Raw genomic sequence first — 18,717 nt, forward strand, 5'->3', positions numbered from 1 at the left:
TTTGTTAGATACTCCCCTATGACCGAACGCCTTGCACTCATCGACATGGGCACCAACACCTTCCACCTCCTTATCACGGAAGTAGATGAAAAGGGCCAGCGCACCGACTTCGTAAAAACCAAGTTGCCGGTTCGGCTCGGACAGGGTGGCATCAGCAAGGGGGCTATTGCGCCGGAGGCTTACGAACGGGCACTGAAAACACTGAAAGATTTCCGCAGACAGATCGATGAATACGATGTGGAGACGGTGCGGGCCATGGCAACCAGTATGGTGCGCAACGCCAGCAACGGCGAGGACTTCATTAAAGACATTTACAAGCAAACTGACATTCAGGTAGAGATTATCGACGGCGATCGTGAAGCAGAGCTAATCTATTACGGCGTGCGTTCTGCCGGTGTGCTCGATCAGCAGACGTCCCTGATCATGGACATTGGTGGGGGAAGTGTGGAGTTTATCCTGTGTAACAATCGGGAGATTTTCTGGAAACGTAGCTTTGAAGTGGGTGCCCAACGCCTGATGGACAGGTTCTTTTCCACCGACCCTATACCTGATGCAGAGGTATCGGCCGAAAAAAGCTTCCTGGCAGAGCAACTGCAGCCGCTCACTGAAGCTGTGGAAAGGTATAAGCCCGTTCGACTAATAGGCGCATCTGGCACCTTCGATACCCTCTGCGACATTGACGCCCTGAGCCGTGGAGACAATTCACGCCAACTTTCACAGCCTGCCGCTTCTGCCCTGGAGGTAGCAGACTATTACAAAATACACCAGGAATTGCTGCACAAAACGCACGATGAACGCCTGGCTATACCTGGCATGCTGGAGATGCGGGTCGATATGATCGTGCTGGCGAGTATACTGGTGGACTTCGTACTGGATACTTATCAACTGCAGGAGATTCGGGTGTCGGCTTATGCGCTGAAAGAAGGTGTGCTGGCGCAGGCGCTTGAAAAAATGTAGTCGCTATACTACCTTAAGTAAACATAAAAGCCTGTCCCAACGGATAGGCTTTTATGTTTGTAGGGGTTCTTATCCTTTCGCCAATTTCTTACGCTCCTTTTCGTAGGCTTTGCCCAGATGCTTCAGTTTCTTATCGCCCTGGGTATAGCTGGCCACCATTACCTTGGCAGTTTCAGTCTGGCCGCTACTCACATCTTTTATAGCCAGCTGTATACCTAGCTGTTGCTGCGCCTTCTTGGTTTTGCCCTTGGCATAGCCCTTGTTGAGCAAGTTGGTCAGAAGTTGCAGGGCGGCTTTCTCCTGATGAATGCTGGTGAAGTGATCTACCACAGTCGCTGTAAAGGCTAGCTTGCTTTGCGCGTGGGCGAAGTTATAAAGCGAAATATGATCCAGCCCAAAGCGAGCGATCGACTTGCTAAGGTAGTGCTGCTCGGCATCGTTGTAGCGTTGTATGGCATCCGTATAACGGCCAGTCGCCACCATGCGGTTGGCCTCTTCCAGCATGCGCTGGTAGGCAGTGGCGTCGGCAATGGTAGCACGTCCGTCTTCTGCTGTGAACGTAGCGATGGTGCAAGTCGCTTTTGATCCTGCCGCATTTAAGGCAGCCTGATAGGCCTGGTCGGCGGCGATGAATTTCTTCTCCTTTACAAGCAACTGCGCAGCGGCATAATGGCGGTCGTAGTCAGCTTGCACATTCAGGCACTCCTGCGTGAAGATGCGATCACGTAACTCGATATACTTGGCTAGCACCTCGTTGTCACGCTCCAGGGCATAACGACTGCGCATGTTCTCAGCTGAACTGGCTACTGCTCTGGCATCGGCGAGCCTGTTGCTCATGGCCAGGGTATAACCCTCTGCAAGCTTACTCAGCAGCACCGGTTTGGCAGCCTGCTGTAGCAAGTTGCTCAGTTCACGCACGGGCTGGAAGGTATAGCCTTGCTCCAAGGCTAATGCCGACTCAAACTGCTCCAGCGCATAGCGGTAATCTTTTACCTTCATGGCCTGGCGCCCTTTGTCGATGTGCTGCACATAGTACTGGTACTTCACTTGCCCCTGCAGCTCGGCCGCCTCCGGCGCGTCATGCAACAGGTAGTCGTACTGGCGCTGGAAGGTATAGGCTTCGTCGGCCATTTGCTCAGCCTGTGCCAGATCGCCTCTGCTCAAAGAACGCTTGCCCTCCTCTACCATGCTGCGATAATAGCCATACACGGCACGTCCTTCGCCATCGTTCAGGGCTGGCATGTTGCAACGCAATCCGCCCAGGGTGCTGCACAGGGCGCGGGCATCGGCATAGGCGGCTACGGCACTGCGGTAGTCACCGCGGCTGTTGTGGGCATGTCCTTCTGCCATGAATGAACTGTAAATGTCATGCGCCAGCCCCAAAGCCATCTGCTGGGTTTCAGGGTCTACACGCATTTGGGTGAGGATGTCGCGCGTACGGCCGGCCGCTTCGTGCACATTGCCGCTCATAAAATCCAGACGGGCTAACTGCAAATGCGCAGGTGCAAAACGAGGGTTCACTTCCAGCGATTTCACAAAGTATGTGCTGGCAGCCGCCAGGTTGTTGCGGGCCATCAAGTTGATACCACGGTTATAAAACTGCTGGTCGAGTGTAGCCAGGGTATGGTTCACGGCTTTGCGGCGCTCTTTCAGTAGCTGGTTCAGTTGGTTGGACTTGGCTACATAGCGCTGCGGGTCGTACTGATTCAGGCTCAGCTTGTCAGAGAATTGTTTATCCTGCAGCTTCTTCAGCATTTCTTCCATATCGCGCAGGCGCTGGTTCTGCTGTTTGATGCGGTCCACATCGTCATGCTTGATCAGCACCACGTCCTGCAACATCTTGTTCAGGGTGGCATCGGCGGCATAGTAGTCTTTGATCAGGCCGATACGCTCCTCCAGTTCCTGCACATCAGCCTGGGTATACACCAGTTCCAAACCATCCACTTTCAGGGTATAGCCCTCGCTTTTGGCGGTGTCTGGCACGGTGGTTTCCAGCGCCACGATGCCGTTCGGTTTCAGGTTCATGGCAGGCAGGCTAAAGCGCTTCACTTCTTTCTGCTGGCTGTTGAGCAAACGTACCGTCATTTTGGCCTGCTCTGGCAGGAGTACACTGCCCAGGTCGAAGCCGCGGTAATGCACATCGCCGCTCACGCCAATTTGCTGCAACTGCACTTTGATCTGCAACTGATCGCCGGCTTTGGCAATGCGGGCCTGCTGTTCCAGGCGCACCACAAACTCAGACTTGCGGCTCGGACGACCGCCGGTTTTGCTAGTAGTCGTGCCGCTTTCGGTTAGCAACTGTATCAGCTTGTTGCTGTTTACCTGACTGCTGTTGCCAGCCGCTTCCTGCTTGATCAGGAAAGAAACAGGTATAGCTTCGTTAAACACAAGCCGGCTCTGTGCCTGTACCGCGACAGCCGCTGTGAGTATCCAGGTCAGAAGTAATGCTCTCTTCATAGTCGTATCGTTTAAGCCTGCTTTGGCCAAGTCAAATTCTATTCCAGTTTTCTACCAAACTCCGAAAGTATAGAAAAAAGGGTATATAAATGGTAATCAGCGGCATTATTTCCGTGGAAGACAATCGCTTTAGGAATTGCAAGGCATTGGTTTGATAATTTTTTAATTTGCGGCCCTAACCCGATTACTATGTACCCATACCGACACCTCTTTGACTTCACCCGCGAGATATTCCTTAACATAGGCTGCTCCCTGGAAGATGCCCAGCTAGCGACCCAGGTTTTGTTGGAGGCCGACCTGCGCGGCGTAGACTCCCACGGCGTGGCCCGGTTAAGCGGCTATATTCGCCTATATGAAGCAGGACGCATCAACCCAAAGCCTACCATTACAATAGTGCACGAAACGCCTAGCACTGCCACAGTGGACGGCGACGGCGGACTTGGCCTGGTAGTAGCGCCACGCGCTATGGAGATTGCCATGGAGAAAGCAGAAAACGTAGGCTCAGGCTGGGTGTCGGTGCGGAACTCGAATCACTTCGGTATAGCCGGTTACCACGCTATGCAGGCTCTGCAGCGCGACATGATCGGGATGGCCATGACCAACGCCAGTCCGTTGGTGGCACCAACCCACTCGACGCAGCGCATGCTGGGCACCAATCCAATTGCGGTAGCCGTACCTGCTAACGAGCAGCCGCCTTTTGTGGCCGACCTGGCCACTACCACTGCCGCTAACGGCAAGCTGGAAATCCTGCAGCGCAAGCAAAAGAAGACCCCGAGCGGCTGGGTGCAAACGGCCACTGGCCTGGGTTCAACCAACGCTTTCGAAGTACAGTCCGGTGGTGCCTTGCTTCCGCTGGGTAGTACCAAAAACCGCGGCAGCCACAAAGGCTATGCACTCGGCTCTATTGTCGATATTTTCTCGGGTGTGCTGTCGGGTGCCAACTATGGCCCGTGGGTGCCGCCTTTCGTGAGCTTCCTGGCTCCTCCCGCCGACCCGGTGGGGCAAGGTATAGGGCACTTCTTCGGCGCTATGCGTATCGATGCCTTCCGCCCTGCCGATGAGTTCAAGCACCACATGGATAACTGGATCACTGCTTTCCGCAACGCCCATGTAAAACGCGGAGAAAAAGCTGTGCTAATACCGGGTGACCCGGAACGCATCATGACGGCCAAGCGCCTGCAGAAAGGTATACCGCTGTTGCCGCCGGTTGAGAAAGACCTCGCAGAAGTTGGCAAGAAGTTCGGTGTGAAATTCTAAGGTATGGCGACGGACAAAGGTATAACCCTTTTACGGCTTTTAGGCCTGGGCTCCACACGGCGCAGCATTATGATGCTGGTGCTTTCCTGGATCCTGAATGTGGCCTGGCTCGGATTCAACTATTTCTGGAGGCTCGTTCCGGAGTCGGTGCTGATTGCTATACCTGTGCTCCTGCTGCTCTACGGTCTGCTCGCCCTGGTTGCCTATGTATACTGGGGAGTGAGAGGCGTGCGCGAACAGGACGAGCCTTACACCAACATCATGGTCGGGGTGATCGTCGCGATCACCCTGCTATACCTGAACTATACCTTGCTCGACGCGCTGCTTTCCCTTAGTCGCTAACATCTTTTTAGCATCTCGTAAAAGAGAAGAGCTGACCCTGATGGCCAGCTCTTCTCTTTTTTAGGTATAAGCAGCAGGCGTACCCTACTCGATTTTCTTGCCTGCCATCGCCTGCTTGATGGAGATCTGCATGACACGCTCCGCAAACGGGCTGGTCTGCTCTTCCAGATTATCCACCGCTTTCAGGATCTGGTCTTTGTCGCCGCTCGGCAGCACGTCGCGCAGCTTCTGCAAATTCTCACGCGTCAGGTTTACTTCGTCCTCGGTCAGGTGCTGGCCGTTTTTCTCCAGAAAGCGCTCCACCTGGTAGAGCATCTGCTCAGCCGTGGTGCGAGCTTCGATCACCATACGCGCCGACACGTCTTCGCGGGCGTGGGTAATGGAGTCCATCAGCATCTGCTCTACCTGCGAATCGGTCAGGCCGTACTGTGGCTTCACCTCTACCTCCTGGCGCACGCCGGAGCGCAGTTCAATCGCCTCTACTTTCAGAATGCCGTCGGCGTTCAGGATAAAGTTCACGTCCACTTTCGGGAAACCGGCAGGCATAGCAGGTATACCTTTCAGGTCGAACTCTGCCAATTTGCGGTTCTCTTGCACCAAATCTCGCTCACCCTGGTAAACGGAGATCTTCATGTTCACCTGTCCGTCGATGGAGGTCGTGTATTGGCGGCCGGCTTTGGTGGGTATCTTTGAGTTGCGCGGGATGATCGAGTCCATCAGTCCGCCCATGGTTTCGATGCCTAGCGTGAGCGGTGTCACGTCCAACAAGAGGATGTCTTTGCGGTTGCCCGATAGGATATCGGCCTGAATAGCCGCGCCCAGGGAAACCACTTCATCAGGGTTGAGGGAGATGTTCGCGGGCTTTCCGAAGAACTCCGATACCGTTTCGTATACCAGCGGCACACGGGTAGAGCCACCTACCATGATCACGGCATCAATCTGCTCCGGCTTCAGTTTGGCATCGCCCATCGCCTGTCGGCAGCTTTCGATGGTCTTGGCCACGATCGGGGCAATGAGTTCCTCGAACTTGTGCCGCGTAATGCCGCATTCTATTGTGTCGTTCACTCTGCTGGTATAGATCTGCTGCTGGCTCAGCGCCTTTTTGGCCTCTTCGGCTTTCAGGCGCAGTGCCTGCTGCAGTTTCTTATCCTCGTTGATGGTATCGGCCACCAGTTGGTTTTCCTGTATCCAGTAGTTGATAATGGCGCGGTCCATGTCGTCGCCGCCCAGGTAGGTGTCGCCGTGCGTGGAGAGCACCTCAAAAATCCCCTGGTGCAGGCTCAGGATAGAGATATCGAACGTACCGCCGCCAAGGTCGTACACGGCAATCGTTTTTTCTTCGGAGGGGTCTATACCTATACCGTAGGCAAGGGAGGCCGCCGTTGGTTCGTTTACGATGCGCAGCACTTCGAGTCCGGCCAGTTTGCCGGCATCGCGGGTGGCCTGGCGCTGGGAGTCGTTGAAGTAAGCGGGCACCGTGATCACGGCTCTGTTCACCGGCGTTTTCAGGGCATGCTCGGCTCGCTCGCGCAACTCTTTCAATATCTCCGCCGACAGTTCGATTGGCGAGTAGAACCTGTCCCCTACCCTGATCTTCACCAGGCCTTCGCTGTCGTCATCGATGATCTTGTAGCCGAAGTAGTCTTTGTGCTCGCCCAGGTCTTTGTAGGATTTGCCCAGCAGGCGCTTGACAGAGTAAATGGTGTTGGCAGGGTCGGTGGTCAGGTAGTCTTTCGCCTCCGTGCCGACAATTGTCTCACCGCTCTGCGTGAAATGCACAATAGACGGCACAATGGTACCACGACCCAGGTCGTTGATGGCTACCGGCTTTTTGGTTTCGGGATGTATGTAGGCTACCAAGCTGTTGGTAGTCCCAAGATCTATACCCACAATCACCTCTTCCTGCTGAAGGGCTCCTGTAGAAAGGTTTATCGCAACTTTTGCCATGTTTGTATACGTTAGTGAGTCCACCCTATACGTGGGCAGCGCTATACGCAAAGTTACGAAAAAATCAGGGGAGGTGTCGGGATGTCGGCGCTTTATACCTGATCCCCGGGCTTATGCCTTCAATAAGTTGAACGAAACCGGGTATGGATCGTGCGACGCGTCTTTGCTGACCAGCCAACACACTCTGATGACGTAGAGCGCATTGAGGAAGTAAAGCACCAGATAGGCGGCGAACACATACCACGAACCCGGGTAGTGCATGATCTTCATCCAGGCAAAAAGCATAACCAGCGGATAAGTAACCAGAGACCAGGTGATCTGAAAGTTCAACAGGCTGATACCTTGCTCGTGCACATGGAGCACTTTCTTTTTCTGCGTTATCCAGATGATCAGCGGGAAAACGAGGTTGCCGAGCGGCATCAGCAAATACGAAAGCACGGACAGGTGCATCAGCAACAGAACACTTTTGTCTGGCTCCTTGCCATAGTCGTATACCTCCTCCACGTCCACTCCCAGTGCCTGGCAGATTGATTTTAAGGTATAGCCCCGCGGCTCTGTGTCCCCTTTCTCTATCCGTTGCAAAGTCCGCAAGCTTATACCTGCCATCTCTGACAGTTCTTCCTGGCTCAAGCCTTTTCTCTTTCTTATCTCGAGAATCCTGTTTCCTAACTCATTCATGGTGTTGTCTTTAGGTTCGTTTCTCAATACTACAGTAAAAGTGTCATCCAGGCTTGCGGTATTTCTACGTAATTCCTATGACTTTGATGACTTTTGGGCTTTGAGAGGCTATAAATGCAGAAAGCTGTTCTTATAAAACAGCTTTCTGCACATCCATCTATGGACTTATACCTTACTTTTCTTTTTTTGGCACAACGATGAACACATCCTCACCCGGACGCTTCATCAGGTATTTTTCCCTAGCGAACTTCTCGAGCAGTTCCGGATTGCCCATCAGTTCCTCGCGGTCCTGCTGCACCTCGGCCATTTTCTCGAGGTAGTACTCCTTGTCTTTCTCTTTATTGCTCAGCTCCCTGCTCATGCGGTACTGCGTGATAAAGTCGTTGGAGTCAAAAAATAACATCCAAACCAAAAACAGCATACCTGTTACGAAATAGAAACTGCGAACAAACTTAGGTATACGGTTGAGCATATATAGAAAACTATAGATATTATTCTGAGGGCTTTACACAAAAATAAGGCTGTGAGTCATAAACCCACAGCCTTATGCCTAAAATATTTTCAGGATACTCGTTAGAACTTCTTTCCAGGATAATAAGCCACTTCTCCGAGCTCCTCCTCAATGCGGAGCAGCTGGTTGTACTTGGCCATACGGTCAGAGCGGGAAGCCGAACCTGTCTTGATCTGGCCTGTGTTAAGGGCAACTGCCAGGTCAGCGATCGTATTGTCTTCTGTCTCACCCGAGCGGTGCGACATCACACTCTTATACCCGTGGCGCAAGCCCAGGTTAATCGCATTGATCGTCTCCGTCAGCGTACCTATCTGGTTCACTTTGATCAGGATGGAGTTGGCTACACCTTGGTCTATACCTTGCTGCAGACGCTTCACGTTCGTCACGAACAAGTCGTCGCCTACCAACTGTACTTTGTGGCCAATGGTTTCAGTCAGTTCTTTCCAGCCTTTCCAGTCGTCTTCGTCCATACCGTCTTCAATCGAAGCTATCGGGTACTTCTCCGTCCACTCTTTCCAGTAGCTTACCATTTCTGAAGACGTCAGCTTATCGCCAGTAGACTTCTTAAAGGTATACAGACCAGTAGACTTGTCATAGAACTCAGAGCTGGCTGCGTCCATGGCGATCATCATGTCGTCGCCTGGCTTGTAGCCAGCTGCCTCAATCGCCTGGAGTACCACCTCAATTGCCTCTACGTTAGAGGCAATGTTCGGAGCGAAACCACCCTCGTCGCCTACGTTCGTAGAAAGCCCCTTCTTCTTGAGTACATTCTTCAGGTGATGGAACACTTCAGAGCCCATACGCAGCGCTTCAGAGAAAGAAGGCGCTCCTACCGGCATGATCATAAACTCCTGGAAGTCGATAGCGTTGTCAGCATGGCTACCACCGTTCAGGATGTTCATCATCGGTACAGGCAAGGTATTAGCATTGACACCACCTACGTAGCGGTACAGTGGCATACCCAGTTCCTGCGCAGCAGCACGTGCAATTGCCAGAGAAACACCCAGTATTGCGTTCGCACCCAGGTTGCCTTTGTTCTCCGTGCCGTCAAGCTCAATCATAATCTTGTCAAGCAGATTCTGCTCGAACACCGGGAATCCGACAAGCTCTTCCGCTATTTTCTCGTTTACATTTTGAACGGCCTGCAGTACACCTTTACCCATGTACTTGCCTTTGTCACCGTCGCGAAGTTCTACCGCCTCGTGCACACCGGTGGAAGCACCAGAAGGCACAGCAGCACGGCCTAGTACGCCACTCTCTGTAAACACATCAACTTCTACTGTTGGGTTGCCTCTTGAATCGAAGATCTGGCGTGCTTTAATATCTGTAATTAAGCTCATCGGTTTGTTTTTATATAGTTTTACTTGTTTTGCTCTAACAGGGCAATAAAATCGTCGAACAGGTAAACGGAATCATGTGGGCCCGGAGAAGACTCAGGGTGATACTGTACCGAGAATGCAGGCTTCGTCTTCATACGTATACCTTCCACCGTGTTATCATTCAGGTTGATATGCGTCACTTCTACGTCCGGGTGGTTCTTCAGTTGTTCTGAATCAACTACAAAGCCGTGGTTTTGGGAAGTGATCTCGCTTAGACCTGTTAGGAGGTTCTTCACAGGATGGTTTAGGCCTCTGTGGCCATTGTGCATTTTATAGGTAGCAATACCATTGGCCTGCGCCAGCATTTGATGCCCCATGCAGATACCAAACATCGGTCTGCTCTTATCCAGTATTTGTTTTACACTGTTAATGGCAACGGTGGTGGCCGCAGGATCACCAGGGCCATTCGATATGAAGTAACCATCCGGGTTCCACTTCTCCATCTCTTCAAATGGTGTATCGTACGGGAACACCTTCACTTCACAACCACGGGCAACCAGGTTATTCAAACTGTTACGTTTCACTCCGAGGTCCAATACAGCCACTTTATACTTCACTTCTTCAGGCTTCATGCCATATACCTCTGAAGTACTCACATGCGACGAAAGCTCAAGACCAGCCATAGATGGCACTTCGCCAAGCTTGCGCTTCAGCTCAACCACATCAGCTGTTTCAGAAGAGATAATACCGTTCATAGCGCCTTTGTCGCGGATATGACGCACCAGGGCACGCGTGTCAATTTCACAGATACCCACTATAGCTGCTTTTTCAAAGTAATCCTGTAGAGAACCCTCCGCTTGCTTACGGGAAAAGAAATGTGAAAACTCCTTACATACAAGACCATTGATCTGTACTTTATTCGATTCTACTTCATCAGCCAGCACACCATAATTGCCTATGTGCGAAAACGTAGTGACAACTAACTGACCATAATAAGATGGATCCGTGAAGATCTCCTGATAGCCTGTCATACCTGTGTTAAAGCATAACTCACCGCCTGTCGTGCCAATGCGCCCCAGACTCTTGCCTGTGAATACGGTACCATCCTGTAATAAAAGAATAGCTTCGGAAGTTGTGTGTTTCTTCATCTTGATAATTTAATACAAAAATAAAAAAGGGACACGACTAATGTCATGTCCCTTTACAATATTTCACAAATGAAGCTTATTCAGCATCTTTTGTTTCATCTTTAGTACCTTCTGCTTCTGGAGCTGCAGGAGTTGAAGCCTCAGTAGACTCAGCACCTTTTTTCTTAGAAGAAGTACGACGACGAGTCTTCTTAGCACCACCGGCAGTACCAGTTGTAGTCAGCATGTCCTCGTTGTAGTCAACAAGCTCGATAACACACATTTCAGCGTTGTCACCAAGTCTGTAACCAGTCTTCAGGATACGCGTGTAACCACCAGGTCTGTTAGCGATCTTTACAGATACTTCGTCAAACAACTCTTTCACAGATTCCTTGTCTTGCAGGTAAGCAAAAACTGTTCTTCTGGAGTGAGTTGTGTCGTTTTTGGATTTTGTCAGTAGAGGCTCCACATACTTGCGTAGTGCTTTTGCTTTGGCTACTGTAGTAGAAAGACGCTTGTGCAGGATAAGCGAAGCAGCCATGTTAGACAGCATTGCTTTACGGTGCGAAGCGGTTCTTCCTAAGTGATTAAATTTTTTACCGTGTCTCATTATTTTGAATTGTGCACGTGCATACCGTCGATCAACCCACTCGGGGATCGGGAATTATGCCGCAGGATGATTAATCTTCTTCTAATTTATACTTAGAAAGGTCCATGCCAAAAGTCAGGCCTTTCTCTTGCACCAGGTTCTCAAGCTCTGTCAAAGACTTCTTGCCAAAGTTACGGAACTTCATCATGTCAGAAATGTCAAGCTGCACCAGGTCACCAAGTGTTTTAATGTCGGCGGCCTTAAGGCAATTGTAAGCTCTAACAGAGAGGTCCATATCCTGAAGCGAAGTCTTCAGTACTTTACGCATATGCAACAGCTCTTCGTCCACTGCTTCTTCTTCTTCAGGCTTAGCTGTTTCAAAAGTCATCGTGTTATCAGAGAAGAGCATGAAGTGCTGAATCAGAATGTTGGCAGCACCTTTCAAAGCGTCTTCCGGATGAATAGAACCATCAGTCTGTAAGTCAAGCACTAACTTTTCATAGTCAGTTTTCTGCTCAACACGTGTATTTTCTACACTGAACTTTACATTTTTGATTGGCGTGAAGATGGCGTCGATCGGAATAAGGCCAAATACTTGGTCTGCCGGCTTGTTCTCCTCAGCAGGAACGTATCCACGTCCCTTTTGAATAGTCAGCTCAACTTCCAGTGTCATGTTCTTATCCAGGTTGCAGATAACCAACTCTGGGTTTAGTACCTCAAAGCTTGTAGAAAACTTGCTAATATCGCCAGCTACAAACTTATCCTGTCCTGAAATAGATACAGTAACCTTATCATCGATAACTTCACTGATCTTCTTAAAACGAACCATCTTCAGGTTGAGGATAATATCAGATACATCCTCCACTACGCCTTCAACAGACGAGAACTCATGCAGTACACCAGGTATGCGAACGCTAGTTATTGCGTATCCTTCAAGAGAAGAAAGCAAAATTCTTCGCAGAGCATTACCGATGGTTACTCCGTAACCTTTTTCAAGCGGCTTGAATTCAAATAAACCATGAAAGTCGTCGGCTTTTTCCATCACAACTTTCTCTGGCATTTGAAATGCTAATATTGACATACTTGCAGTGTTAAAGGTTAAAATTTGATTAAGCGGCTTACTTAGAATAGAACTCGACGATCAGCTGCTCCTGAATTTTCTCAGGGATCTGGTCACGCTGAGGCGCAGACACAAATTTACCAACCATCTCAGCTCCATCCCACTCTAACCAGCTGAAAGCACGCGCATTGCGAACGCTCAAGCTAGTAGTAATTGCTTCTAGAGATTTAGACTTCTCTCTAACAGCTACCGTATCACCAACTTTTAAGCTATATGAAGGTATGTTTACAATCTCACCGTTAACAGTGATGTGCTTGTGCAATACTAGCTGACGAGCAGCTCTTCTTGTCGGAGCGATTCCTAATCTGTAAACTGTGTTGTCAAGTCTAGACTCGAGGAGAGTCAGGAATTGTTCACCAGTAACACCGCCTTTACGGGCAGCCTTCTCGAACAGATTTGCGAACTGCTTTTCAAGCATGCCATAGATAAACTTGGCTTTCTGCTTTTCAGTTAACTGCAGTGCATACTCAGACTGCTTTTTACGACGGCCACGGCCGTGCTGTCCCGGAGGATAGCTTTTCTTTTTTAATGCTTTGCTTGGGCCGAAAATCTCCTCGTTGAACTTTCTGGAGATTTTGCTTTTAGGACCAGTATATCTTGCCATTGTATTTAATCTGAATTACTAATTAAACTCTTCTGCGTTTAGGAGGACGACATCCGTTGTGAGGAAGTGGCGTAACATCTTTGATAGTTGTTACTTCGATGCCAGTGTTCTGTACAGTACGGATGGCGGACTCTCTACCTGCACCAGGACCTTTAACGAAAACCTCAGCTTTACGCATACCCAGGTCATAAGCAACCTTTGCGCAATCTGAAGCTGCCATTTGTGCAGCGTAAGGAGTGTTCTTTTTAGAACCTTTAAAACCCATTTTACCAGCAGAAGCCCAAGAGATAACTTGTCCTGCGTTATTGGTTACTGAGATAATGATATTGTTGAAAGAAGCTTTGATGTGTACCTGGCCTGTTGATTCAACAATTACAACACGCTTCTTAGCTTTGTCTTTTCTTTTCTGAGCCATGATCAAAAATTATTTAGAAGCTTTCTTCTTGTTTGCTACTGTCTTACGCTTACCTTTTCTTGTGCGCGAGTTATTCTTCGTGCGCTGACCTCGTACAGGTAGACCTTTACGGTGTCTCAAACCACGGTAGCAGCCAATATCAAGAAGACGCTTAATATGCAATTGCACTTCTGATCTCAGAACACCTTCTGTTTTGATCTCAGCCGCAATGATATTTCTGATCTCATTAGCTTCATCTTCGGTCCAATCTTTAACCTTTTTGTCAAGATCCACCCCGGCTTTGTTAAGGATTTGCACAGAGAGATTACGACCTATACCAAAAATGTAAGTCAAAGAGATCTCTCCTCTTTTGTTGTCCGGAATATCAACTCCTGCTATTCTTGCCATAATTAATAATTATCCTTGTCTTTGTTTATATCTTGGATTCTTTTTGTTGATAACGTAGAGCTTACCCTTTCTTCGGATAATCTTACAGTCAACACTTCTCTTTTTTACTGATGCTTTGACTTTCATTGTAGTTATTTATAACGATAAACAATTCTTCCTTTAGTTAAATCATATGGAGACATCTCCAACTTAACACGGTCACCTGGTAATATCTTGATGTAGTTCATTCTCATTTTACCTGAGATATGTGCGATCACCTGATGACCATTTTCTAACTCTACCCGGAACATTGCATTTGATAATGCTTCGATGATAGTACCGTCTTGCTCGATAGAGGACTGCTTCGCCATTTATTGTTGTTTAGCTTTATCTATATAATCAAAAGTTGTTAATACTTCTGCTTTATTATTTCTTATGACTACTGTATGCTCAAAGTGAGCAGAAGGTTTATTATCACGGGTGCGGATCGTCCATCCATCCTCTTCCTGAATAATATACCTGGTACCGAGATTAACCATAGGCTCAATCGCAAGTACCAAACCATTCTGAAGCTTCAAACCCTGACCACGCTTTCCGTAATTAGGGACTTCAGGAGCTTCATGCAAATTCCGACCTATACCATGTCCCACTAACTCTCGTACAACGCCATACTTAGCGGTTTCGGCATGGGACTGTATGGCATGGCTCACATCACCAAGTCTGTTGCCAACAACTGCCTTCTCAATACCCTTATATAAGGACTCCTTTGTAACTTCTAGCAGCTGTGCTACCTCTTCCGTAACATTTCCTACAGCATGTGTATAAGCACAGTCGCTATGGAAGCCATTGTAATAGACACCACAGTCAACAGAAATTACGTCTCCATCGTTCAAAACGTAATTGCTTGGCATCCCATGCACTACAGTTGAGTTTACCGAGATACAAAGGCTAAAAGGAAACCCATTATAGTTTTTAAAAGATGGGACAGCACCATGATCTTTGATGAACTCTTCAGCTCTTTTATCCAGTGTAAGGGTGGATACCCCTGCTTTTATAAGAAGAGCTATTTCGCCATGTGCTTTACTTAATATGAAAGCACTCTGGCGAATTAGCTCTATTTCTTCTTCAGTCTTGTAAAAAACCATTTATTAGGACACCATGGCGATATTTTCTGTTCGGCCTCTGAGCTTTCCAGATTTCATCATGCCATCGTAATGACGCATTAGTAAATAACTTTCAATTTGCTGCAGCGTGTCAAGCACTACACCCACCATAATGATAAGTGATGTGCCACCATAGAACTGAGCGAATTCTCTTGTCACGCCAAATAACATGGCAATGGCAGGAAAGATTGCAACAAGGGCCAAATAAATAGCGCCAGGAAGCGTAATCTTGGTGAGAATATTGTCGATGTACTCAGAAGTAGCACGACCAGGTTTAACACCGGGCACAAAGCCACCGCTACGCTTCAGATCATCAGCTATCTGGTTTGGATTAACAGTGATCGCAGTGTAGAAATAGGTGAACACCAAGATCATTAACCCAAATACCACATTGTACTGCCAAGACGTAAAGTCAGAGAAAGTAGCTCCAATATAGCTTGCTGTTTCATTTGAATCAGCCCAGATGGAGGCAATCATAGACGGCAAAAACATCAGTGACTGAGCAAATATGATTGGCATTACACCTGCAGCGTTCACTTTCAATGGAATGAATTGACGTTGCCCACTGTATAAAGAGCTGCCACCTACTTGCTTAGCATATTGAACTGGAATTCTTCTAATAGCCTGTGTAAGCATTACAACAGACATTACTACAAAGAATAGCACAATTAATTCGAAGATAAACAGCAAGGCACCATTCAACTCTTTCGACAGTGCTTCTGCAACAATGGCTCCAGGAAAACGAGAGATAATGCCTATCATGATAAGCATCGATATACCGTTACCTATACCTTTGTCTGTAATCCTTTCTCCCAGCCACATACAGAATATGGTACCAGATGTCAGGACAATCATTGAACTGATTGTAAACAACGTTGTATTCACAACAATCGCCTCGCTGTTAATGGTGGCGACAAAGCCAACCGCCTGCGCAAGGGTAATGATAATGGTAAGAACTCGGGTGATTTGGTTGATTTTCTTTCTACCAGACTCACCCTCCTTCTGCATTTTCTGAAAATAGGGTACGGCTATAGTAAGTAGCTGTAATACGATAGAAGCTGAAATATATGGCATGATACCTAACGCAAAGATGGAAGCATTGCTAAATGCTCCACCTAAGAACGTATCCAACAGGCCGAATATACCTTCCGTGTTGGCCTTAAGCTGGTTAGGATCTATACCAGGAAGAACAACATAAGAACCTAATCTAAAAATAGCTATAAAACCCAAGGTATTGAGTATGCGTACCCTTAGATCATCAATAGCAAAAATGTTCTTAATTGTTGTTATAAACTTCTTCATAAAAATTAAAGGGCTACTGTTTTACCGCCTGCTTTTTCGATGGATGAAATGGCAGTCTGAGAAAAAGCGTGAGCATGTACTTCTACAGCCTTCGAGATCTCTCCTCTACCTAAGATTTTAACTTTGTCATTCTTGGACACTAAACCGTGTGCCTTGAAGAAATCAAAGTTAAAAACTTTTTCATTAGTATCTGCAGCCAATGACTCCAGAACATCTAAATTAATTCCTTTATACTCTACTCTGTTGAAGTTTTTGAAACCAAACTTAGGAACACGTCTCTGAAGTGGCATCTGTCCACCTTCAAAACCAGACTTCTGCGAGTAGCCTGAACGAGACTTGGCACCTTTGTGACCTCTTGTAGAAGTTCCACCTCTACCTGAGCCAGTTCCTCTGCCTATTCTCTTTCTAGTCTTAACAGACCCTTCTGCAGGTTTTAATGAATTCAAATACATATTAAATGTCCTTTACTTCTACTAAATTGTGAATCTTGTTAATCATACCAGCAATCTGAGGTGTCTTCTCAACAGTTACTGATCTATTGATCTTACCAAGACCTAAAGCTTGCATTGTAAGCTTCTGGCTTTTTGGTCGGTCAATAATGCTTTTAACTTGTGTGATTGTAACTTTCGCCATCTCAATTAACCGTTAAATACTTTCTGCAAATTAACACCACGCTGCTGAGCCACGGCCAAAGGATCACGCATTTTTGACAGAGCGTCAAATGTTGCTTTTACCACGTTGTGTGGGTTAGAAGAACCTTTAGACTTGCATAGTACGTCTTTGATACCAGCACTTTCCAATACAGCACGCATCGCACCACCGGCAATTACACCAGTACCTGGAGCAGCTGGTTTCACAAGCACGAAACCGCCTGAGTACTTTCCTTCCATTGCATGTGGCACAGTGTGATGGTAAAGAGGAACCTTCACCAGATTCTTCTTGGCGTCATCTATACCTTTAGCAATAGCATCAGTCACCTCATTTGCTTTTCCAAGGCCGTATCCAACTACACCGTTACCATCACCTACTACGACGATGGCAGCGAAGCTAAATCTTCTACCACCTTTAACAACTTTAGCTACACGATTGATCGCTACAACTCTTTCTTTAAGTTCGATCTCGCTAGCCTTTACACTACGAATATTATTTTTCAACATAATTCTTAGAATTTTAGGCCTGCTTCGCGAGCGCCTTCAGCCAATGATTTTACGTTACCATGGTAAAGGTATCCAGATCGGTCAAACACCACCTGTGAGATACCCATCTCGAGAGCTTTAGCTCCTATTTCTTTTCCAACCTGATTGGACACTGAAATATTAGCGTTGGTTACACCATCAAGCTTCGTAGAAGAGGCAGCCGCCAAAGTTTTTCCTGTAGTGTCATCGATCAACTGTGCATAGATAGCCTTGTTGCTTCTAAAAACAGATAATCTTGGTCTGGCAGAAGTACCAGAAATCTTGTTTCTGATACTTCTTTTAATTCTAAGTCTTCTTGATACTTTATTAACAGACATGATGATGATTATTTAGACGCTGTCTTACCAGCTTTTCTTCTTACAACTTCACCTACAAAACGGATACCTTTACCTTTGTAAGGCTCAACTTTGCGCAGTGATCTGATTTTAGCAGCTACCTGACCAATCAATTGCTTGTCATTGCTTTCAAGCGTAATAACTGGTGCCTTACCTTTTTCTGTAACAGCAGTAGCTGTTACTTCTGTAGGCATCGCCATAAAGATATTGTGTGAGTAGCCTAGAGCAAGCTCCAGAATATTACCCTGTACAGTCGCTTTATAACCTACACCTACAAGCTCCAACTGCTCTTTGTAACCTTCACTTACTCCAACAACCATGTTGTTGATCAGTGAGCGGTATAGACCGTGCATAGCTTTGTGACGCTTTTGCTCTGTAGGACGCTCAACCACAATCTGGTTTTCTTCCTGCTTAACAATAATATCCTTATCTATTGGAGTAGTAAGTGAGCCTTTAGGACCTTTTACTGTAACAACATTATCTTTCGCAACAGCGAATTCAACATTATTTGGTAGAGTGATTGGCAATTTTCCTATACGTGACATTGTCTATCCTCCTATTAGTAAACGTAACACAATACCTCACCACCTACATTAAGTGATTTGGCTTCTTTTTCAGTCATTACACCTTTGGAAGTTGACAAGATTGCAATGCCCAGCCCGTTTAATACGCGTGGCAAGTTGTCATTTCCTGTGTACTTACGAAGCCCCGGTTTACTAATCCTCTCAAGTTTCACAATAGCAGATTGCTTAGTGGTTGGATTGTATTTCAGAGCGATCTTAATAGTACCTTGTACTGAAGAATCATCAAATTTATAGCTTTGAATGTATCCTTTGTCGTACAATACTTTTGTAATCTCTTTTTTGATATTGCTAGATGGTATTTCAACTACTCTGTGGTTTGCCTTGATGGCATTACGCACTCTAGTTAAATAATCTGCTATTGGATCTGAGTTCATTATGAATCACTTAAATCTTGAACGCTTTTTCTAAGCGAGCGGCAAAGATAAGAATATCTTTTCGTCTTTCTTAA

Annotated in this window: 24 protein-coding genes; 3 read left to right on the top strand and 21 right to left on the bottom strand. The window is 47.4% G+C overall.

Features of this window, described 5'->3' with window-relative positions:
- The first annotated feature begins 18 nt into the window (after nt 1-18).
- Nucleotides 19-957 carry a Ppx/GppA phosphatase family protein gene (locus tag C8E01_RS01210; protein WP_116541545.1) on the top strand — a complete coding sequence of 313 codons (939 nt, stop codon included), beginning with the start codon at nt 19-21 and terminating at the stop codon, nt 955-957.
- A 69-nt stretch (nt 958-1,026) separates the two neighbouring features.
- Here the strand turns inward: C8E01_RS01210 and C8E01_RS01215 are convergent, their stop codons facing one another.
- Nucleotides 1,027-3,414 carry a hypothetical protein gene (locus C8E01_RS01215; RefSeq protein ID WP_243409370.1) on the bottom strand — a complete coding sequence of 796 codons (2,388 nt, stop codon included), beginning with the start codon at nt 3,412-3,414 and terminating at the stop codon, nt 1,027-1,029.
- A 189-nt stretch (nt 3,415-3,603) separates the two neighbouring features.
- On the opposite strand from C8E01_RS01215, the gene C8E01_RS01220 reads away from it, so the two are divergent.
- Both C8E01_RS01220 and C8E01_RS01225 read left to right on the top strand, forming a co-directional pair.
- Entirely contained in the window at nt 3,604-4,671 is a 1,068-nt protein-coding gene (locus C8E01_RS01220) for an Ldh family oxidoreductase (RefSeq protein WP_116541547.1), read from the top strand.
- Nucleotides 4,672-4,674: 3 nt separating this feature from the next.
- Nucleotides 4,675-5,013 (top strand): hypothetical protein, encoded by a 339-nt coding sequence (locus C8E01_RS01225; RefSeq protein ID WP_116541548.1) that lies wholly within the window; start codon nt 4,675-4,677, stop codon nt 5,011-5,013.
- 84 nt (nt 5,014-5,097) lie between these two features.
- On the opposite strand, the gene hscA is transcribed toward C8E01_RS01225, so the two are convergent.
- The 20 genes from hscA to rpsH form a co-directional block, all read right to left on the bottom strand.
- The gene (gene hscA, locus C8E01_RS01230) at nt 5,098-6,960 is read right to left on the bottom strand and encodes a Fe-S protein assembly chaperone HscA (protein ID WP_116541549.1); all 1,863 of its coding nucleotides are present in this window, start codon (nt 6,958-6,960) and stop codon (nt 5,098-5,100) included.
- Nucleotides 6,961-7,071: 111 nt separating this feature from the next.
- Nucleotides 7,072-7,638 carry a helix-turn-helix domain-containing protein gene (locus C8E01_RS01235; RefSeq protein ID WP_116541863.1) on the bottom strand — a complete coding sequence of 189 codons (567 nt, stop codon included), beginning with the start codon at nt 7,636-7,638 and terminating at the stop codon, nt 7,072-7,074.
- 172 nt (nt 7,639-7,810) lie between these two features.
- On the bottom strand, nt 7,811-8,110 hold the full coding sequence (locus C8E01_RS01240; RefSeq protein WP_116541550.1) for an FtsB family cell division protein: 300 nt from the start codon (nt 8,108-8,110) through the stop codon (nt 7,811-7,813).
- Between the two features lie 101 nt (nt 8,111-8,211).
- Nucleotides 8,212-9,489, bottom strand: a complete 1,278-nt coding sequence (eno, locus tag C8E01_RS01245) for a phosphopyruvate hydratase (RefSeq protein WP_116541551.1) — start codon at nt 9,487-9,489, stop codon at nt 8,212-8,214.
- Nucleotides 9,490-9,509: 20 nt separating this feature from the next.
- Entirely contained in the window at nt 9,510-10,616 is a 1,107-nt protein-coding gene (gene carA / locus C8E01_RS01250) for a glutamine-hydrolyzing carbamoyl-phosphate synthase small subunit (RefSeq protein WP_116541552.1), read from the bottom strand.
- Nucleotides 10,617-10,692: 76 nt separating this feature from the next.
- Nucleotides 10,693-11,205, bottom strand: a complete 513-nt coding sequence (rplQ, locus tag C8E01_RS01255) for a 50S ribosomal protein L17 (RefSeq protein ID WP_116541553.1) — start codon at nt 11,203-11,205, stop codon at nt 10,693-10,695.
- A 70-nt stretch (nt 11,206-11,275) separates the two neighbouring features.
- Entirely contained in the window at nt 11,276-12,265 is a 990-nt protein-coding gene (locus C8E01_RS01260) for a DNA-directed RNA polymerase subunit alpha (RefSeq protein WP_116541554.1), read from the bottom strand.
- Between the two features lie 37 nt (nt 12,266-12,302).
- Nucleotides 12,303-12,908 (bottom strand): 30S ribosomal protein S4, encoded by a 606-nt coding sequence (gene rpsD, locus C8E01_RS01265; protein WP_076669294.1) that lies wholly within the window; start codon nt 12,906-12,908, stop codon nt 12,303-12,305.
- Nucleotides 12,909-12,930: 22 nt separating this feature from the next.
- The gene (gene rpsK, locus C8E01_RS01270) at nt 12,931-13,323 is read right to left on the bottom strand and encodes a 30S ribosomal protein S11 (RefSeq protein ID WP_116541555.1); all 393 of its coding nucleotides are present in this window, start codon (nt 13,321-13,323) and stop codon (nt 12,931-12,933) included.
- A 9-nt stretch (nt 13,324-13,332) separates the two neighbouring features.
- A complete protein-coding gene (gene rpsM / locus C8E01_RS01275) occupies nt 13,333-13,710 on the bottom strand; it encodes a 30S ribosomal protein S13 (protein WP_076669293.1) in 378 nt (125 codons plus the stop codon).
- A gap of 9 nt (nt 13,711-13,719) precedes the next feature.
- Complete coding sequence (rpmJ, locus tag C8E01_RS01280) at nt 13,720-13,836, bottom strand: 50S ribosomal protein L36 (RefSeq protein ID WP_045688470.1); 117 nt, start codon at nt 13,834-13,836, stop codon at nt 13,720-13,722.
- 5 nt (nt 13,837-13,841) lie between these two features.
- The gene (infA, locus tag C8E01_RS01285) at nt 13,842-14,060 is read right to left on the bottom strand and encodes a translation initiation factor IF-1 (protein WP_007654265.1); all 219 of its coding nucleotides are present in this window, start codon (nt 14,058-14,060) and stop codon (nt 13,842-13,844) included.
- Nucleotides 14,061-14,834 carry a type I methionyl aminopeptidase gene (gene map, locus C8E01_RS01290; RefSeq protein ID WP_116541556.1) on the bottom strand — a complete coding sequence of 258 codons (774 nt, stop codon included), beginning with the start codon at nt 14,832-14,834 and terminating at the stop codon, nt 14,061-14,063.
- Nucleotides 14,835-14,837: 3 nt separating this feature from the next.
- On the bottom strand, nt 14,838-16,154 hold the full coding sequence (secY, locus tag C8E01_RS01295; RefSeq protein WP_116541557.1) for a preprotein translocase subunit SecY: 1,317 nt from the start codon (nt 16,152-16,154) through the stop codon (nt 14,838-14,840).
- A gap of 5 nt (nt 16,155-16,159) precedes the next feature.
- On the bottom strand, nt 16,160-16,606 hold the full coding sequence (gene rplO, locus C8E01_RS01300; protein WP_116541558.1) for a 50S ribosomal protein L15: 447 nt from the start codon (nt 16,604-16,606) through the stop codon (nt 16,160-16,162).
- A 1-nt stretch (nt 16,607) separates the two neighbouring features.
- Entirely contained in the window at nt 16,608-16,787 is a 180-nt protein-coding gene (rpmD, locus tag C8E01_RS01305) for a 50S ribosomal protein L30 (protein WP_116541559.1), read from the bottom strand.
- Nucleotides 16,788-16,792: 5 nt separating this feature from the next.
- Complete coding sequence (rpsE, locus tag C8E01_RS01310; RefSeq protein WP_101444070.1) at nt 16,793-17,311, bottom strand: 30S ribosomal protein S5; 519 nt, start codon at nt 17,309-17,311, stop codon at nt 16,793-16,795.
- A 5-nt stretch (nt 17,312-17,316) separates the two neighbouring features.
- The gene (gene rplR, locus C8E01_RS01315) at nt 17,317-17,667 is read right to left on the bottom strand and encodes a 50S ribosomal protein L18 (protein WP_076669284.1); all 351 of its coding nucleotides are present in this window, start codon (nt 17,665-17,667) and stop codon (nt 17,317-17,319) included.
- Nucleotides 17,668-17,675: 8 nt separating this feature from the next.
- Nucleotides 17,676-18,230, bottom strand: a complete 555-nt coding sequence (gene rplF / locus C8E01_RS01320; protein ID WP_116541560.1) for a 50S ribosomal protein L6 — start codon at nt 18,228-18,230, stop codon at nt 17,676-17,678.
- 14 nt (nt 18,231-18,244) lie between these two features.
- Nucleotides 18,245-18,643, bottom strand: a complete 399-nt coding sequence (rpsH, locus tag C8E01_RS01325) for a 30S ribosomal protein S8 (RefSeq protein WP_101444073.1) — start codon at nt 18,641-18,643, stop codon at nt 18,245-18,247.
- Between the last annotated feature and the right edge of the window lie 74 nt (nt 18,644-18,717).

It is taken from the genome of Pontibacter virosus, assembly GCF_003096355.1.
GTDB lineage: Bacteria > Bacteroidota > Bacteroidia > Cytophagales > Hymenobacteraceae > Pontibacter > Pontibacter virosus.

Excerpts from the sequence above, each read along its gene's own strand:
- C8E01_RS01260 (WP_116541554.1), bottom strand. The coding sequence starts at position 12,265 with ATGTCAATATTAGCATTTCAAATGCCAGAGAAAGTTGTGATGGAAAAA.
- rpmJ (WP_045688470.1), bottom strand. The coding sequence starts at position 13,836 with ATGAAAGTCAAAGCATCAGTAAAAAAGAGAAGTGTTGACTGTAAGATT.
- rpsH (WP_101444073.1), bottom strand. The coding sequence starts at position 18,643 with ATGAACTCAGATCCAATAGCAGATTATTTAACTAGAGTGCGTAATGCC.
- C8E01_RS01210 (WP_116541545.1), top strand. The coding sequence starts at position 19 with ATGACCGAACGCCTTGCACTCATCGACATGGGCACCAACACCTTCCAC.
- rpsD (WP_076669294.1), bottom strand. The coding sequence starts at position 12,908 with ATGGCAAGATATACTGGTCCTAAAAGCAAAATCTCCAGAAAGTTCAAC.
- rpsM (WP_076669293.1), bottom strand. The coding sequence starts at position 13,710 with ATGGCAAGAATAGCAGGAGTTGATATTCCGGACAACAAAAGAGGAGAG.
- C8E01_RS01220 (WP_116541547.1), top strand. The coding sequence starts at position 3,604 with ATGTACCCATACCGACACCTCTTTGACTTCACCCGCGAGATATTCCTT.
- carA (WP_116541552.1), bottom strand. The coding sequence starts at position 10,616 with ATGAAGAAACACACAACTTCCGAAGCTATTCTTTTATTACAGGATGGT.
- rplQ (WP_116541553.1), bottom strand. The coding sequence starts at position 11,205 with ATGAGACACGGTAAAAAATTTAATCACTTAGGAAGAACCGCTTCGCAC.
- C8E01_RS01240 (WP_116541550.1), bottom strand. The coding sequence starts at position 8,110 with ATGCTCAACCGTATACCTAAGTTTGTTCGCAGTTTCTATTTCGTAACA.
- C8E01_RS01225 (WP_116541548.1), top strand. The coding sequence starts at position 4,675 with ATGGCGACGGACAAAGGTATAACCCTTTTACGGCTTTTAGGCCTGGGC.
- C8E01_RS01235 (WP_116541863.1), bottom strand. The coding sequence starts at position 7,638 with ATGAATGAGTTAGGAAACAGGATTCTCGAGATAAGAAAGAGAAAAGGC.
- rplO (WP_116541558.1), bottom strand. The coding sequence starts at position 16,606 with ATGTATTTGAATTCATTAAAACCTGCAGAAGGGTCTGTTAAGACTAGA.
- map (WP_116541556.1), bottom strand. The coding sequence starts at position 14,834 with ATGGTTTTTTACAAGACTGAAGAAGAAATAGAGCTAATTCGCCAGAGT.
- C8E01_RS01215 (WP_243409370.1), bottom strand. The coding sequence starts at position 3,414 with ATGAAGAGAGCATTACTTCTGACCTGGATACTCACAGCGGCTGTCGCG.
- rplF (WP_116541560.1), bottom strand. The coding sequence starts at position 18,230 with ATGTCACGTATAGGAAAATTGCCAATCACTCTACCAAATAATGTTGAA.
- rpsK (WP_116541555.1), bottom strand. The coding sequence starts at position 13,323 with ATGGCTCAGAAAAGAAAAGACAAAGCTAAGAAGCGTGTTGTAATTGTT.
- eno (WP_116541551.1), bottom strand. The coding sequence starts at position 9,489 with ATGAGCTTAATTACAGATATTAAAGCACGCCAGATCTTCGATTCAAGA.
- rpmD (WP_116541559.1), bottom strand. The coding sequence starts at position 16,787 with ATGGCGAAAGTTACAATCACACAAGTTAAAAGCATTATTGACCGACCA.
- rplR (WP_076669284.1), bottom strand. The coding sequence starts at position 17,667 with ATGTCTGTTAATAAAGTATCAAGAAGACTTAGAATTAAAAGAAGTATC.
- rpsE (WP_101444070.1), bottom strand. The coding sequence starts at position 17,311 with ATGTTGAAAAATAATATTCGTAGTGTAAAGGCTAGCGAGATCGAACTT.
- secY (WP_116541557.1), bottom strand. The coding sequence starts at position 16,154 with ATGAAGAAGTTTATAACAACAATTAAGAACATTTTTGCTATTGATGAT.
- hscA (WP_116541549.1), bottom strand. The coding sequence starts at position 6,960 with ATGGCAAAAGTTGCGATAAACCTTTCTACAGGAGCCCTTCAGCAGGAA.
- infA (WP_007654265.1), bottom strand. The coding sequence starts at position 14,060 with ATGGCGAAGCAGTCCTCTATCGAGCAAGACGGTACTATCATCGAAGCA.